Annotated in this window: 16 protein-coding genes and 1 tRNA gene; 4 read left to right on the top strand and 13 right to left on the bottom strand. The window is 50.1% G+C overall.

The window, feature by feature from the left end:
- Position 1 precedes the first annotated feature (1 nt).
- The 8 genes from AJ81_RS10085 to AJ81_RS10050 all read right to left on the bottom strand — a co-directional run bounded on the left by AJ81_RS10085 (position 2) and on the right by AJ81_RS10050 (position 7,349).
- Entirely contained in the window at positions 2-1,132 is a 1,131-nt protein-coding gene (locus AJ81_RS10085; RefSeq protein ID WP_031502683.1) for a cysteine desulfurase family protein, read from the bottom strand.
- Between the two features lie 6 nt (positions 1,133-1,138).
- Complete coding sequence (locus tag AJ81_RS10080; RefSeq protein WP_031502681.1) at positions 1,139-1,519, bottom strand: iron-sulfur cluster assembly scaffold protein NifU; 381 nt, start codon at positions 1,517-1,519, stop codon at positions 1,139-1,141.
- A gap of 5 nt (positions 1,520-1,524) precedes the next feature.
- Positions 1,525-2,697, bottom strand: coding sequence for a cysteine desulfurase family protein (locus tag AJ81_RS10075; RefSeq protein ID WP_031502679.1), 1,173 nt, complete (start codon positions 2,695-2,697; stop codon positions 1,525-1,527).
- Between the two features lie 12 nt (positions 2,698-2,709).
- Positions 2,710-3,528 carry a purine-nucleoside phosphorylase gene (locus AJ81_RS10070; RefSeq protein ID WP_031502677.1) on the bottom strand — a complete coding sequence of 273 codons (819 nt, stop codon included), beginning with the start codon at positions 3,526-3,528 and terminating at the stop codon, positions 2,710-2,712.
- Between the two features lie 14 nt (positions 3,529-3,542).
- Complete coding sequence (locus AJ81_RS10065) at positions 3,543-4,502, bottom strand: SufB/SufD family protein (RefSeq protein WP_031502673.1); 960 nt, start codon at positions 4,500-4,502, stop codon at positions 3,543-3,545.
- Positions 4,503-4,507: 5 nt separating this feature from the next.
- On the bottom strand, positions 4,508-5,230 hold the full coding sequence (locus AJ81_RS10060) for an ATP-binding cassette domain-containing protein (protein WP_031502671.1): 723 nt from the start codon (positions 5,228-5,230) through the stop codon (positions 4,508-4,510).
- 74 nt (positions 5,231-5,304) lie between these two features.
- Positions 5,305-6,330: an L-Ala-D/L-Glu epimerase gene (locus tag AJ81_RS10055; RefSeq protein WP_031502669.1), complete on the bottom strand. Its 1,026-nt coding sequence runs from the start codon at positions 6,328-6,330 to the stop codon at positions 5,305-5,307.
- Positions 6,327-7,349: a DUF1611 domain-containing protein gene (locus AJ81_RS10050; protein ID WP_031502667.1), complete on the bottom strand. Its 1,023-nt coding sequence runs from the start codon at positions 7,347-7,349 to the stop codon at positions 6,327-6,329. Before AJ81_RS10050 ends, AJ81_RS10055 begins: the two co-directional genes overlap by 4 nt.
- Positions 7,350-7,423: 74 nt before the next feature.
- Between AJ81_RS10050 and AJ81_RS10045 the strand changes: the two genes are divergently transcribed.
- Together AJ81_RS10045 and AJ81_RS10040 are read left to right on the top strand one after the other, a co-directional pair.
- The gene (locus tag AJ81_RS10045; RefSeq protein ID WP_031502666.1) at positions 7,424-8,074 is read left to right on the top strand and encodes a hypothetical protein; all 651 of its coding nucleotides are present in this window, start codon (positions 7,424-7,426) and stop codon (positions 8,072-8,074) included.
- The gene (locus AJ81_RS10040) at positions 8,058-8,309 is read left to right on the top strand and encodes an EscU/YscU/HrcU family type III secretion system export apparatus switch protein (protein ID WP_031502664.1); all 252 of its coding nucleotides are present in this window, start codon (positions 8,058-8,060) and stop codon (positions 8,307-8,309) included. Before AJ81_RS10045 ends, AJ81_RS10040 begins: the two co-directional genes overlap by 17 nt.
- On the opposite strand, the gene AJ81_RS10035 is transcribed toward AJ81_RS10040, so the two are convergent.
- From AJ81_RS10035 to mutL, 3 genes are read right to left on the bottom strand one after another with little or no spacing between them, the layout of a single operon-like run.
- Positions 8,304-9,137, bottom strand: coding sequence for a PDC sensor domain-containing protein (locus AJ81_RS10035; RefSeq protein ID WP_031502662.1), 834 nt, complete (start codon positions 9,135-9,137; stop codon positions 8,304-8,306). The genes AJ81_RS10040 and AJ81_RS10035 overlap by 6 nt on opposite strands.
- A complete protein-coding gene (locus AJ81_RS10030; RefSeq protein ID WP_031502660.1) occupies positions 9,122-9,631 on the bottom strand; it encodes a GNAT family N-acetyltransferase in 510 nt (169 codons plus the stop codon). The genes AJ81_RS10035 and AJ81_RS10030 overlap by 16 nt, the downstream gene beginning before the upstream one ends.
- Positions 9,632-11,281, bottom strand: a complete 1,650-nt coding sequence (mutL, locus tag AJ81_RS10025; RefSeq protein ID WP_031502658.1) for a DNA mismatch repair endonuclease MutL — start codon at positions 11,279-11,281, stop codon at positions 9,632-9,634.
- Between the two features lie 51 nt (positions 11,282-11,332).
- On the opposite strand from mutL, the gene AJ81_RS10020 reads away from it, so the two are divergent.
- Complete coding sequence (locus AJ81_RS10020; RefSeq protein ID WP_031502657.1) at positions 11,333-12,520, top strand: MFS transporter; 1,188 nt, start codon at positions 11,333-11,335, stop codon at positions 12,518-12,520.
- Here AJ81_RS10020 and AJ81_RS10015 read toward each other — a convergent pair.
- Positions 12,498-13,217 carry a WecB/TagA/CpsF family glycosyltransferase gene (locus tag AJ81_RS10015; protein WP_031502655.1) on the bottom strand — a complete coding sequence of 240 codons (720 nt, stop codon included), beginning with the start codon at positions 13,215-13,217 and terminating at the stop codon, positions 12,498-12,500. The two genes, AJ81_RS10020 and AJ81_RS10015, sit on opposite strands and share 23 nt — an antisense overlap.
- Positions 13,218-13,262: 45 nt before the next feature.
- Positions 13,263-13,349 (bottom strand) — tRNA-Leu (locus AJ81_RS10010).
- A 153-nt stretch (positions 13,350-13,502) separates the two neighbouring features.
- On the opposite strand from AJ81_RS10010, the gene AJ81_RS10005 reads away from it, so the two are divergent.
- Positions 13,503-14,429, top strand: coding sequence for a hypothetical protein (locus AJ81_RS10005; protein ID WP_031502654.1), 927 nt, complete (start codon positions 13,503-13,505; stop codon positions 14,427-14,429).
- Positions 14,430-14,434: the final 5 nt, after the last annotated feature.

Here is a 14,434-nt window from a genome sequence, read left to right as displayed (position 1 = left end):
CTCAGGACATCTTCCTTAGTCTGTCGACTTCTTTGGAAAGGACTTCCACGAAATACTCTATCTCATTTTCGCTGTTGTCGTAACCCAGGCTTATCCTGATCGCTCCATCGATCATCCAGTCCTCAAGCTGCATCGCTTCAAGCACGTGCGACCTTGCCGTACCGTGGTGAGAAGAGCATGCGGAAGCTGTCGAAACTGATATTCCGTTCATGTCCAGCGCCGTTGCGAGTGTTTCACCAAGAACGTTCTTGAACGAAACGTTGATGTGAGAAAAGATCGTGTTCGAACCGTTTACGTGGTGGGCCGGGATGTTCTCAATGGCACTCAGGATCTTCTCTTTGAATCTTTTCACCTTCCCAGACCAAACCTCGTAATTCTTCTCAATGATCTCGAGCGCCAGCGCCATAGCGTACGCACCGGGCACGTTCTCAGTACCGCTTCTCAAACCCCTCTCGTGCCCTCCACCGTACATGATGGGCTCAACCTTCACTCGCTTCGACACGTACAGAAAACCACATCCCTTTGGCGCGTAGAACTTGTGACCGGACGCAGACAGCATGTCGACGAGTCTGGCGTCGATTTTGATTTTCCCTACGGCTTGGACCGCGTCGCTGTGGAGAACTATTCCATGTTCTCGAGCTATTTTGGATATCTCTTCTATCGGTTGGATCACTCCAGTTTCGTTGTTGACCCACATGATCGATGCGAGTACCGTATCTTTTCGTATCGCCCTTCTAAAGTCATCGGGCGTGACGTACCCGTCGCTCGTTGGTTTCAAGTAAGTCACACTGTATCCTTCTCTTTCCAACTGTTTGGCGACTTCGAGCACTGCAGGATGTTCGATCTGGGTGGTTATGATGTGCCCACCGTTTGGGAAGTTCGCTTTCAAAAAGCCTCGTATTGCGATGTTGTCGGACTCAGTCCCACCCGAAGTGAAGTAGATTTCTTCAGGCTCAACGTTCAAATGCTTCGCGATCTTGCTTCTGGCCTCCTCGTAAAGTCTTTTGGCTTCGTACCCGTGTGAGTGCAGACTGGAGGCGTTGCCGTAGAACTGTGTGAAGAGCTTGACCATCTCTTGTGCAACTTCATCGAAAACGCGCGTCGTTGCGGCGTGATCCAGATACACCCTCATGAACGATCACTTCCCAACGAGCGATTCTTCATACGCGCTGATCGCCTTTCTGAGTGTGTCTATCGCGAGATTGCTGCAGTGATATTTCACAGGAGGCAGGCCTCCGAGCCTCTCAACTATGTCCTTCCACGTGATCTTCTTGGCTTCCTCCAGCGTGAGGCCTTTGACAACTTCCGTCATCATGGAGGCCGTGGCGATGTTCGCAGCACACCCGTACGATTCGAACTTTATGTCCACGATCTTGTTGTCCTCGATCTTCAAATACACTGTCATCATGTCTCCACAAGCGATACTTCCTTCCGTGGCTTCAGCGTCCGGGTTTTCTATGCGTCCAAGATTTCTGGGGTTTTTGAAATGATCCAGAACCAGTTCTGTGTATTTCAACATGCGCATCACCTCTCAGCCTTGAGCGGGCTTATGTTGCGTAACCACTGGACGACCTTCTTCAGTTTCTCGACCGTGTAATCGAGTTCTTCCTTTGTTGTGAATCGACTGAACGTGAAACGGATCGAGCCGTGAGCACGTTCGTGATCACCACCTATGGCCAATATCGCGTAGTTGGGTTCGAGAGATTCCGAAGCACAAGCCGAGCCTGTCGCAACTTCTACTCCTTCAAGACTCAAACCCAAGCTGATCGCTTCTCCCTCGATGAACGAAAAGCTGAAGTTCACGTTGTAAGGTGTTCTCTTCTCACCCCTTGGTCCATTCAGTACGACATGCTCGATCTCGCTCTCGATCCTTCCTATGAAGTAATCCTGAAGCTCTCTCAACCTTCTGTAAGATTCTTCCATCTGCTCGAAGGCGAGTTCCGCAGCCTTCCTCATACCCATGATTGCAGGAACGTTTTCTCCACCAGGTCTTCGCTTGTCAAACGATTCTGCACCGTACATGATGGGTTCGATCTTCGTTCCTTTTCTGACGTACAGAAAACCGACGCCTTTTGGTCCGTGAAACTTGTGTCCACTGACGCTCACAAGATCCAGCTTCAAATCTTGAACGTCCAAAGGCATCTTTGCGTACATCTCGGCCGCGTCGGTGTGAAAGTATATCTTGTGGTCCTGCCTTGAAAGAATCTCTCCGATCTGCTTCAGGGGCATGATCGAACCCACGAAGTGACCGACCGCGATGACACTGACCAGGATCGTTGTGGGTCTCAAGGCTTTTTCGAATTCTTCGAGCCTCAACATTCCCTCGTGGTCCACTGGTACAACAGTCACTTCAAAACCTTCTTTCTTCAGAGCGTCTACGATACTCATCACTGAGCCGTGCTCGAGAGCAGATACGACGATGTGATTGCCTCTCTTCTTGTTTGCCCTCGCCACACCTATCAGAGCAAGGTTGTTCGCCTCGGTGGCGCCAGACGTGAAGATGATCTCTTCGTCTGAATTGGCGTTGATCGTTTTGGCAAAGAATTTTCGTGCCTCGGTAAGCTCATCGTAGATCTCCTGTGCAGACTCGTACAAACCGTCGGGCCTTGCAAACTTTTCAAGCATGTATTTTTCAACTTCTCCGATTACTTCCGGAAGAACCCTGGTAGTTCTGCAGTTATCCAAGAAAACCTTCATGATCCACCTCCTTCAGAGTTTCCGCACCACCCCGAGGATGATCCGGGCGATCTTTTTACCGGTTTCTTCAGCTATTCTCAGAACTTCTTCGGCAGTGAGCGGTTTGAGATCCTCGGGTACAGCACGGTCCGTGATGGCAGATATTCCCAGCACTTTTATTCCAGCGTGTCTGGCGACTATGACCTCCGGCACTGTGGACATACCCACGGCATCCGCACCGAGATTTCTGAACATGCGAAGTTCTGCTGCCGTCTCAAAGTTGGGTCCTGCCACCGCCACATACACACCTTCGTAAACTTCTATCTTTTCCTCCTCAGCCACCTCTTTTGCCAGACTTATGAGTTTTCTATCGTAAGGCTCGCTCATGTCCGGGAACCTCGGTCCCCATTCGTCCACGTTCTTTCCTCTGAGCGGGTTGTCCCACATGAAGTTTATGTGATCGGTTATGATCATCGGTCTTCCAACTTCGAACAATGGGTTCAAACCGCCAGCCGCGTTGGTCAAAAAGAGATACTTCACACCCAAAAGTTGCATGACCCTTATGGGGAACGTCACATCCTGCATCGAATGTCCCTCGTAGTAGTGGAACCTTCCGTTCATGAGCACGACGTCTTTGCCAGAGAGTTTTCCAAAGATCAGTTCACCTTTGTGACCTGGCGCCGTTGCCACTGGAAAACCTGGGATTTCTGCATACCTTATAGTTTTGGGTGATTCGATGACCTCCGCGATCCTTCCAAGTCCAGAACCGAGCACGATTCCAATGGTCGGCGATACCTCGATTCTTTCTTTCAAAAACTCCACAGCCTTCTTTACCCTCTCCACGTAATCCATCCTCTACACCCCCATCAACTTAAGAGTCCCTTTATGATGAGCTCGGTGGCTTCATCTTCACTCAAACCTTTACTCATGAGTGTTTCAAGTTGCTTCGCGTTCACCCTACCTATGGACGCTTCATGGGTGAGTTCCGCTCTGTCGTTGAAGACCTTCAATATTGGAACCGTGCTCACCTGCACATCTGAACCTTTGGTGATTTCCTCGCACTTCACGTGACCTTTCGAGTACTCTCCTCTTCCGTATGCCTCGTTGACGACACGCGCTCTGGCTCTATCCAGTGCAACGACGATGGTACTCAGCACGCCTCGAGATTCGACACCAACCAGGTCCACCTTCTCGTGGATGTCCACCTCATCGTTCCCACTCGCCCTCACGCGCGCCAGCATGTCAGCCACCGCACGATCTTTTAACTCCACAGAAAAGTCCAACCTCATCTTGCCGACACGGGTCTTCGTGAGCGCGAATCTGTTCACATAGAGCCCGTTCTCCTCCACGACCACGCGTGAAACAGTGATCAGATTGACCGTGCCCGCTTCCGAATGGTAATGCTCGTCTGAGTAGGACATCTTCGCGTTCTTCTTGACCACGACGTTCATGAGTGCATCGTGGGTGAATTGTTCCGTCCATGGAAACACACAGTGTGCGACAAAGTGGGCTTCGGCATCTTCCTCCACGACGATGTCGAAGATCACCTTTTGATAGCCGTCGCGTTGTAGATATCCTGTACACACGTGGATTGGGAACGAGAGCTTGGTTCCCTTCTTTATGATCATCTTCGCGTGAACGCCGTGTTCTATCGTCTGCGGCACGAGCTCCACGCCCGGAACGTTGTTCAGGCCGACCACTTTATCGCCGCTTATGATGATCGAAGCGATCCTTCTGTCCAGAAACTTCGATACGTCCCCGCCGGCCTTCTCGTACGCCTTAACGAGGGCTTCGAATTCAGTTCTTCTGTCTACATCAACTTGCATACCCATCACTCCTTGGCCGGCACGTTCGTGTGATCGCACACGTCACAGAAGCTTTTGTAATACCTCATGATCTTGTCCGGTGGACCAGTTTGAATGATCCTACCATCACACAGAACGTGGGCAACGTTTGCGATCGAAACCATCTCCTCGCGGTGTGTGATCATTACGAGTGAGCCACGATGTTCGACGATTCTCTGAGCCACAGCCTTTATCATGTCGAGTGAGAGAATATCTATGCCAGAATCAGGTTCGTCCATGATCGCGTATCTCGGTCTAAGCAACAAGATGGACGCCAGCTCGACTCGTTTTCTCTCACCACCACTCAACAATTCATCGACCATCCTGTTAAGATAGAGACCCGGAGACAGGCCGACCAGGTGCAGGACTTCCTCGAGATCACTCTGTGAAACCTTCATTTTTCCACCCAGTGTGAGGTACTGTCTCACCGTCAGACCTCTGAACCTGACTGGTTCCTGCCACATGAGATGTATCCCGAGTTTCGCCCTCTCATCGACTCTGAGGTCGGTGATGTCTACATCGTCGAGAAAGATCCTTCCTTCGGTTGGTTTGTAGCCTTCCAATCCCATGATCACATAGGCTAACGAGGACTTGCCAGCCCCGTTCGGCCCCATGATGACGTGTACTTCTTTCTCGTTGAACGTCAGATTGATATTCTTCAGTATGAACTTGGAATCTCTGACGAGACTGACGTTCTGCAACCTCAGCACCGTTCACACCCCATTAAGATTTTAATCACCTGGCTTTACAGCATATTGGACCTTTTAAGTCGGAAATGTTGCCTTCACAGATAGATGTGTGGCCCTTCTTGTCTGAAATCACCCCTGAAGGTCTTCTCGTCCAGAGACAGGTGCGCATCGAGATCGTGGTAAGCAAAAGCACCAGTGCCGGCCGCAAAGTGAATGCTCTGATTTATTCCAAGACTACTTTCACCCATGCAGCCTATCATGAGCTGAACGCCAGCCGACTGTGCCAGATGGACTATCGCCAGTGCGTCACTCACACCAGATTTCATGAGCTTTATGTTGATGAAATCCACAGCTTCTTCCTTGATCAACCTCAGCGCATCGTACTTGGTGAAGATAGATTCGTCCGCCGCCACAGGATAAGGACAGTTGAACCGCACCAGCTTGAGGCCTTCTATGTTGTAGCGGTTAACAGGTTGTTCGTACACCACAACCTCCACCCTTTCTGAGTGAAGTGTGTTTGCAAACTCGATCGCTTCTTTCGGAGTGAAGCCCTGGTTCGCGTCCACTATGAACACGGCTTCCGGAGCGATCTTTTTGGACTCAACCACTCTTTCAACGTCTTCCTTGAAGTTCTTGCCAACCTTTATCTTTATGATTCTGAAACCATCCTCGTATATCTTTTTCACCTTCTTCAGCGTCTTCTCAAGATCCATTATCCCCACCGTCAAGTCGGTCTCGATGTGGTCTTTCGCCCCTCCAAAAAATTCGTATGGTCTGATACCGATTCTCTTGCAGAAGGCATCGATTATTGCGAACTCGACTGCCGCTTTGATCGCAGGTGTCGCCCTGAGTTGCTGAAGCCTTGAGAACAGTTTCCCGTAGCTTTCAACGTCCTCACCAACGATCATTTCCTGAACCGTTTTCTCTGCTTGCATCATGATCTCGACCGTTTCACCCGAGATAACGAACAGAGTGGACGCCTCACCGAGCCCAACGGTGCCGTCCTCGAGTTCCAAGCGCACTTCGATGTTCTCCTGATCTTCGTGGGTGCCCAAAGAGATCGTGAACGGCTCGAAGTACCTGTAATAAGTCTTTTCGAACTTCACGCTCTTGATCTTCACAACATCGCCCCCATTCTCTCAAAGATTTTCTCGATCTGACTATCATCGAATGGATTGAACACCGGATAGACTTCATGCTTGAAATTCTCGTCCAGGCAAGAAATGCCGAGCACCTTTGTGGCTACAAATTTCTGTACCAGTGTGATTTCTGCATCCACATCTGGTTTCATATCTATACCTTCGAAGTACTCGAAATGCTTCCTGCTCGGATCGTGCACGAACACACTCATTTGGGGCATCGAACCGTAGATCAAACCGAGTGTGACCTGCCCGTACGCAGGATGCCTCAGTGCGCCCTGCCCTTCGATGAATATCAGTTTCTTGCCCTCAGATTCAAGCTTCAAAATGAGCTTTTCAATGACTCCCGGTATAAAATCAGCAGGTAAAGCATCGATCGCGACACCTTCATCGGCTCCAAGCATGATACCGGTTTGACCCGTTGCGAGGAAAGCCGCTGGCAGGCCTCTCTTCAATGCGAATTCGTACAGTTGAACCGCGGTGGTCCGTTTACCTGTAGCACAGTCAGTACCAAGCACCGCGACACGTAACGTATTGCTTTTGAAGATATCACCACGGAAAATAGAAAGCTCCCCGTTGTAGTGTCGTACATCGATGATTCTGACCTTCGCCGTCTTTGCCGCAGACTTGAAAGGTTCGATTTCGCTCAGTTTCATGTGGAGCCCTGAAAGAATGTCCATACCGAGATTGATCGCATCGAGCACGTGCTGCACCATGATGGGTGGTAGATAACCTCCAACACTTGCGATCCCGATGATCAGCACCTTCGCTCCAAGACGCGCTGCATCTTTCAAGTTGTCAACGATGGGCACATCGTACCTTATGGGCTTAACGAAATCCGACGCCCTCTTACCTGCGTGCTCGGCCACGACGCAGACGGGTTTGAGAATTTTGCTGTGTCTGAGAAGCCCATGGGTGGTTTTGGCCAGTGTTGAATCAAGCTGGCCCCACGCGAGCAACGCAGCGGGCGTTCCGGCTTCGAAGTAGTCCGAGATCCTCACAGAGTCACCTCCGCACGCCGAAGCGTCTACAGTAAAATCATATCAGAACCGATAATTCTGTTGGAGGAATGATGTTGGAAGGTTTCGTCGTGGAAACTTTCGGTAAGTTCGCCAAGCTGCGCACCGACAAAGGCGACATCGTGGTGAAGGTCAAAGGTCAACCACCAGAGGTTGGCAAGCTCGTGCGCATAAGTGATCAACCGTTGCTCGACAAGGTCTATCTGGCTGAAAAGGTCCTGCAACTGAAAGGTGATTCGCCATCTTTGTCCTCGCTCGAACCGATTCTGAAGGCGATCAAGAAGTTCAGGTTCGACGAAGACGTCGTCTTCCTTTCCCAAACGGTGCAGGCCGTTCAAAGCAGGACAGGAAAGTTGGACAGAGATTTCTACCGCTCGATCGCACGATACTACGAAACTGCCGAGGACGAAAGCTTTGGCATCTGGCTTTTCACACTCTCCAGTCCTTATATCTTTCAAAGCTTTCCCGACAAAGAAGCGCCCGTACATGTGTACATCGATAGGTCTCACCACACTTTCAGGATAGATTTCGTGAAAGACTCAAAGCCCATCGTGCTCGAGGGAAATGTCTGGCAACATCAGATCGTGCTGTCGTTTTCTCAGATGCTGCCGACCGAAAAGATGGAAGAATTGAGAGAAAGGCTTTCGAAACACTTCACGATCGTGAGGTTCGTCTTGGGGGCAGGTATCGATGGACTGTACGCGTGAGATCGCGGTGGCTCTCGGTTATGATCCAGAACGATTCGATGCACCGTTCGTCATAGCGAAGGGTAAAGGTGAACTCGCAAGAAAGATCTTGGAGGAAGCGAAGAAACACAACGTTCCAATCGTTCGATCGCCCGAGCTGGTGAAGAAATTGTACGAGCTTGAAATCCTCCAACAGATCCCCGAGGAACTCTTCATTGCCGTTGCGGAGATCTTAGTGTTCATTCGCAATCTATGAACCGGCTTTCCTCCTCTCGAGCAACTGTTTCAAGTTCTCCAGCTTTTCGGCAGTCTCGCGCAACATTCTGTCGCTTCGCTCAAGTTTGCTCGCCAGCCTCGAAAGCTGGTTTCTCAAAGCGGGGTTTTTTATCGTGGCTTCGTCGAACCTGTGTTTCTCGATGATATCACTTATCGCCCTCTCGATCTTTTCTTCAGTTCTGTCAGTTTTTCGCCCCGGAATCAATCCAACCAGGAACAGCACGATCGCGACTGCAAAGATGAGATAACTCTGCAATCGATCGTTTTTGTAAGTCGTCCCGACAAAGACCCTGAAACCGAACTGTTCGTTGTTTTTCTGTTTGAAGAGGTACTTTTTTCCTTCGTACTTTATCAGCGAAGAAGTTAAATTCGATAGATCCGAAACGACTGCGTCTATGTTCTTTCCCACCATCGACTTGTTCGAGGAAGCCAGCACCACACCAGACGGATCACACACATAGTACACGAACCCCTCAAAACCGAGTTTCAGATCCACAACGGCCACTTTCACGTTGGAATCTCTCCTCACCGCCACCACAGTCTTCTTCAGTTCAGGATCGAAACCTACGTACCCACCGAGCCTTTTGGCTATCTCTGTGTAACGAACCAGTTCAGGCGAACTGACATCCTTCAGCGATCCCTCGACCAGTTTCTCCGTTTGAAGATCAATCGCAACGAGGCACAGATCCAGAAACTGCTCCTGCAAGCGTTCTAAACCTGCGCTCCAGTCGTACAGGTGGAAGATCAACATTGCGAACACGAAAAACAAGAGCGCCAGCAACAGGGAACGTATCAATCTTCGAGCCATTTTCCCATCACCAACAGATCAACGTACCCATCGTTCAGGCGTATCGCCTTCTTCTTCCTTCCTTCGAGCTCGAAGCCGAACTTTTCGTACAGCCTGATGGCCCTTTCGTTGTTTGCCATGACCTCGAGCTGGATCTTCTTGAAGCCCTTCTCTTTCGCAATTCTGAGAGCTTGGCTCATCAGCATGCTCCCGATACCCTTGCCCCAATAAGGTTTCCTCACGCTTATACCCAGCTCCGCCTTGTGAAGGATCTTTCTCTTCCAGCTTCCGGCGAGCGTTATCATTCCGACGATCTCTCCGTGGTGCTCCGCAACGAGGAAGATCCGCCTTTCGTCTGTCAAATAGATACTTATGAAGCGCCGCGCCTCAAAGACATCCTCCACCTCGTCCGGATAGGTTATGAGAAAAGGAGACTCGCTCGTCACAGCCTTTTTAAAGATCACAAGCTGTGGTGCGTCGGAAAGCCTAACCCATCTGATTGTGATGTCCTCCACTCAATCCCTCCCAAAGAATCTGTCCAGATCCCTGAAACCGATCGAGAACATCAGAGGTCTACCGTGCGGGCAAGTGCTGTAACCCTCATTGATGATCTTCTCTGCGAGTTCTTTCATCTCGATTTCGCTCACTCTGTCTCTCGTTCTCATGGATTTTTTACACGCATGGTCCGCCAATATCTTCTTGATCGTTTCTCTCATACCCTGAAGATCGACAAGCTTCAGTTCATCGACGCTTTCTCTCAGGAACTCTTCAACCTCGCTGAGTTCCATCCAGTCTGGAATCTGTTCCACGACGAGTCCCTCGTCGCCCACGCTCAGAGCGAAACCGAGTTCTTTCAATACTTGAGACGATGCGAGTAAAGCGGCGTCCGTTTCTTTCATCCTGATCCTCATAGCAACGATCAACGTTTTGTTGTTTCTTTTTGCCAAAGAATTCATCATCTGCTCGAACACGATCCGCTCGTGTGCCGCATGAAAGTCCAAAATTACTAAACCTTCATCTTTCTCGAACAAAACGTACCTACCCCTCACTGTCCCAACGAATCTGAGCTTTTCTCCCTCTAAGAGTCTCTCTTCAACCTCCTCGATCTTTTCTGGCTGTACGCTCGGTCTGTAGAACTCAACGGGCTCCGCAACACGTGGCCTTTCCTGAACGTGGATCTGTCTCACGATGGGTTTCGCAAGCAACCTCCTCAGACTGTCCCTGACGAACTTGAACACGTCTTCCTCGTTGACGAACTTGACCTCGAGTTTTTGAGGATGCACGTTCACATCGATGTTTCTTGGGTTCAAAGACAATTTCAACACCACAAATGGATGTTTGCCCTTTTCGAGCATGTCAGAGTACGCGGCATAGACAGCACTCGTGAGGGTTTGGTTCACAACGAACCTGTCGTTCACAAAGCAGATCACCATTCCCCTCTTTGCGAACGTGTTCAGGCTCAAGCAACCTCTTAGTTGCATGTCCTTGTGTTCGACTTCGAACGATTTCAAACTCTGTACTGGAACATCCGGAAAGATGGCTTTCACCCTCTCGAGCAGGTCCGACGCCGCCAGATCGTACACGACCTGCTGATCTCTCACCAGGACGAAGTGTACATCCAGTCGCGACAAGCAGAATTTCTCGAAGATTTCTGTTACCATCCTCGATTCCACGGCCGCAGATTTCAGAAACTTTCTCCTCGCAGGGACGTTGAAGAAAAGATCTCTCACGATCACTGTTGTGCCCACGTCCGAGTGGATCGGTCTGCTGTAGACGAGTTTCCCTGCCACCACTTCTATCTCGTGACCAAATGGTGCTGATGCTGTTTTCGATATCACTCTCATTTTTGAAACAGAACTTATCGAATGCAACGCTTCTCCACGGAATCCAAACGACGAAAGGTTGGACAGATCGGAAAAGCTACTGATCTTGCTCGTTGTGTGTGGCAGAAAGCACACTTTTAGATCTTCTTCGTCCATGCCCTCACCGTCGTCCTTCACTTTCACTTCGCTCTTTCCACCATTGATCAGTTCCACGACGATTTTCTTCGCTTTGGCGTCCAAAGCGTTCTCGATCAATTCTTTCACAACAGAATGAACGCCGACCACCACTTCACCAGCTGCGATCTTAGAAACGACAGAATCGTCTAATCGTTTTATCTTCATTGCTTCACCTCTAAAACATATAATAAGCCAAAGAGAGAGGAGGAAGGCGAGATGAGTGGAAAAACAAGATCAGCGATGATCTTCATCGTCTTGATGGGCTTTGTGAGCCTGTTCTCGGACATCGTTTACGAAGGCGCACGCGGTGTGGCCGGTCCTTTCTTGTTACAGCTCGGCGCAGGTGCCGCCGTGGTGGCGTTCGCCGCAGGTTTCGGTGAATTCGCAGGTTACGTGCTCAGGCTCTTCACAGGTTATTTGGTCGATCGAACTAAGCGTTACTGGTTCTTCACGTTGCTGGGCTACAGTTTCAACCTCTTCGCCATACCTCTTCTGGCCTTCGTTTGGGACTGGAGGGTAGCCGTCTTTCTCATGATTCTGGAGCGCACTGGGAAAGCCATAAGAAAACCCGCACGGGACAGTATGGTGTCTTACGCTGCCAAGCAAGTAGGCCCAGGCTTCGGTTTCGGGATCGAAGAGGCTCTGGACCAGATAGGAGCCGTCACGGGTCCATTGTTGCTCTCATTGATCTTAAGCTTTAAATCTGGTGAGTTGATCGAACGTTACCATTTCGGTTTCTCGGTCCTCTGGATACCTGCCAGCGTCTCGATGGCGCTCTTGCTCACCGGAAAGTTTCTCTTTCCAAGGCCGATCGAGTTCGAAAAGAGTGGAGTCGAGAAATCTCAGCCTTCGAGAGGTTTGGGCGTGGAAGCTGTGTTGTATCTGGTCGCTGTTGGATTGCTCGCCGCAGGTTTCGTGGATTTTCCCTTGTTCTCTTACCACATGGCCAAGCGGGAGATCTTCACGAGCGCAATAGTTCCTTTGCTCTATTCAGTCGCGATGGGTGTTGATGCTGCGTCTGCCATCTTCTTTGGTAAACTTTACGACAAACTTGGCATAACGTCTCTCATGATTTCGTCAGCTGTTGGAGCGTTCGCTACCCCCTTCGTATTTCTGAGCGATGCCAGAACTTTTGTGATCATCGGTGTTAGCCTTTGGGGCATCAGCATGGGGGCGCAAGAATCGGTGATGAAAGCAGTGATAGCGAAGATGATACCACCCGAAAGAAGAGGTTTCGCCTACGGTCTGTTGAACTCCGTGTTTGGCATCTCCTGGTTTGCGGGAAGCTTCGTCATGGGACTTCTGTATCAGAACTGGCTTGGTGTCATGGTTTTGCTTTCTTTGTTGCTTCAGCTTGCGAGTGTTCTTGTGATGTTCTTGCTCAAAGTCCGCGCGGAGGTTTGAGGATGTACCAGAGCAGCTTGGTCACATCTTTCGGCACGTTCTTTTTCTGAAGCGGTGATTGGAGGTATCTGTAGAGCCATTCGAGCTTGAGGTTCTGGATGATCTTTGGAGCCCTTTTCTTGTAACCTGATATCACGTCAAAAGACCCACCCACGCCCATGGCGAGCGTGGCCGGTATCTTGTCGAAGTTTTCACCAATCCACATCTCCTGTTTTGGCACACCCATTCCCACAAACAACAGATCGGCTTTCGAGGAAGAAATTAAATCGATTGGTCCTTCACCATCGAAGTAACCGTGATGATAACCAGCCACTATGTTCCCGTAAGTTCTTTCAAGGTTTCTGGCAGCCTTTTCAACGATTTCCTGTTTGCTTCCAAGCAAGAAGACCCTCAATCCTTGTTTTGCCGCGAACTTGCAGAGTTCAAGCATCATGTCTATGCCGGTGACGCGTTCAGAACTTTTTTTGTGGAACCTTCTTATCGCCATGACAACGCCAAAACCGTCTGGTAGCACCAAATCGGCGCTCTGAACGATCCTCCTATATTCTGGCTTCTCTATGGCTGTCACGACGATGGTTGCGTTGGCGGTGACAACGAAGGTCTTCTTCTTCTGAAGTATTCTGCTCTGGATCTGTTCAAGCATCTCGCTAAAGGTTCCTGTAGTGATTGGTAAGCCGAAGATTTCTACCTTTTCCAAGAACGAACCTCCAAACAAAATTTAAGGCCGGTGGACCCGGCCTTCTGGTGCCGAGGGCGGGACTTGAACCCGCACGGGTGGAAACCCACATGATCCTGAGTCATGCGCGTCTGCCATTTCCGCCACCTCGGCGCGCCGTCGTAAATAATATTACCACACACGTTGGCTTTGTTCAAGACTCTTCAAAGAGACGGTGAGATACAGAACAGATACAGAAGGGAAACGGCAATGTCAGAGTTTTAGTGTTCTATATCTATAGAACACTATGACAATGGAGGTGACAGGATGTTTTCCATCGTGCAATCCAAACTCCTGGGAACGCTCATCACCATCGCAGTGCTCGGTTTAGTCGGTTGGTTGACACCCTTTGCACCTTTCAAATTTATCGTTGCTTTAGCCTCGATCGTGATACTTGCGCTTTCCCTCAGAGTCTACATCAAACGCATCGCCGGACTCGTCGTGCTGTCGATCGTCATTTTTCTCTTGCCTATGACGGTGAATCTGTACTCGAGGATTATCTTTCAGGCACTCGAAAACTTGAACGTGTGGCCGTACGTGTCGGTTCAAACCGAGCGCAAACCGACGGCAACGATTCAGATCGAACCGTCCATCTCGATCAAGATCGATGGGAGCTTGGAGGTGTCCCTTGTCGAGGGTAGATCGCTCGAGTATCCCTCGGAGTTGAATGTGAGAAACCTTCAAGATCGATTGGAGATCTCTGGTGGGGAGAAGTCGAGAAAGTACGTCTTGAGGATCGGGACGGATGTACTAAAGACCCTCCAACTCAGTGCGACCTCGATCTCGCTCAAGGGTGAGGGATCGCTCGAACAGCTCGAGCTGAGGGCAACGGCTGTGAACGTGCGTGGTAATTTAGTAAGCACGCGGTTTTTCGTCGATGGGACTGGTGTGAACATGAGTGGGAACTTCTCGGGTGAGAACTTGATAGTGGATGGAACGGGTGTGAACCTGAATGGAAGATTCTCTTTCACACGAACGAAGATCGATGGCACTGGAGTGAACCTGAAAGTCGAACTGAGAAACTGTGAGTCGGTGATTGTGGATGCCGTGGGCGTTAACGGAACCATCGACGTGACGGGAACGCTTCCCACCGTGCTCGTTTTGAACGGAACGGGTGGCACGGTCACCGTACGCAACAAGATAGGAAACAAGTTGCAGTTGCAGAGTTCAAACGTGAAGATCCGAAGCGAGTGATGGTG

It is taken from the genome of Pseudothermotoga hypogea DSM 11164 = NBRC 106472, from assembly GCF_000816145.1.
GTDB lineage: Bacteria > Thermotogota > Thermotogae > Thermotogales > DSM-5069 > Pseudothermotoga_A > Pseudothermotoga_A hypogea.
The sequence above is the reverse complement of the archived record's forward strand: the minus strand, read 5'-3'. Positions and strand labels throughout refer to the sequence as shown.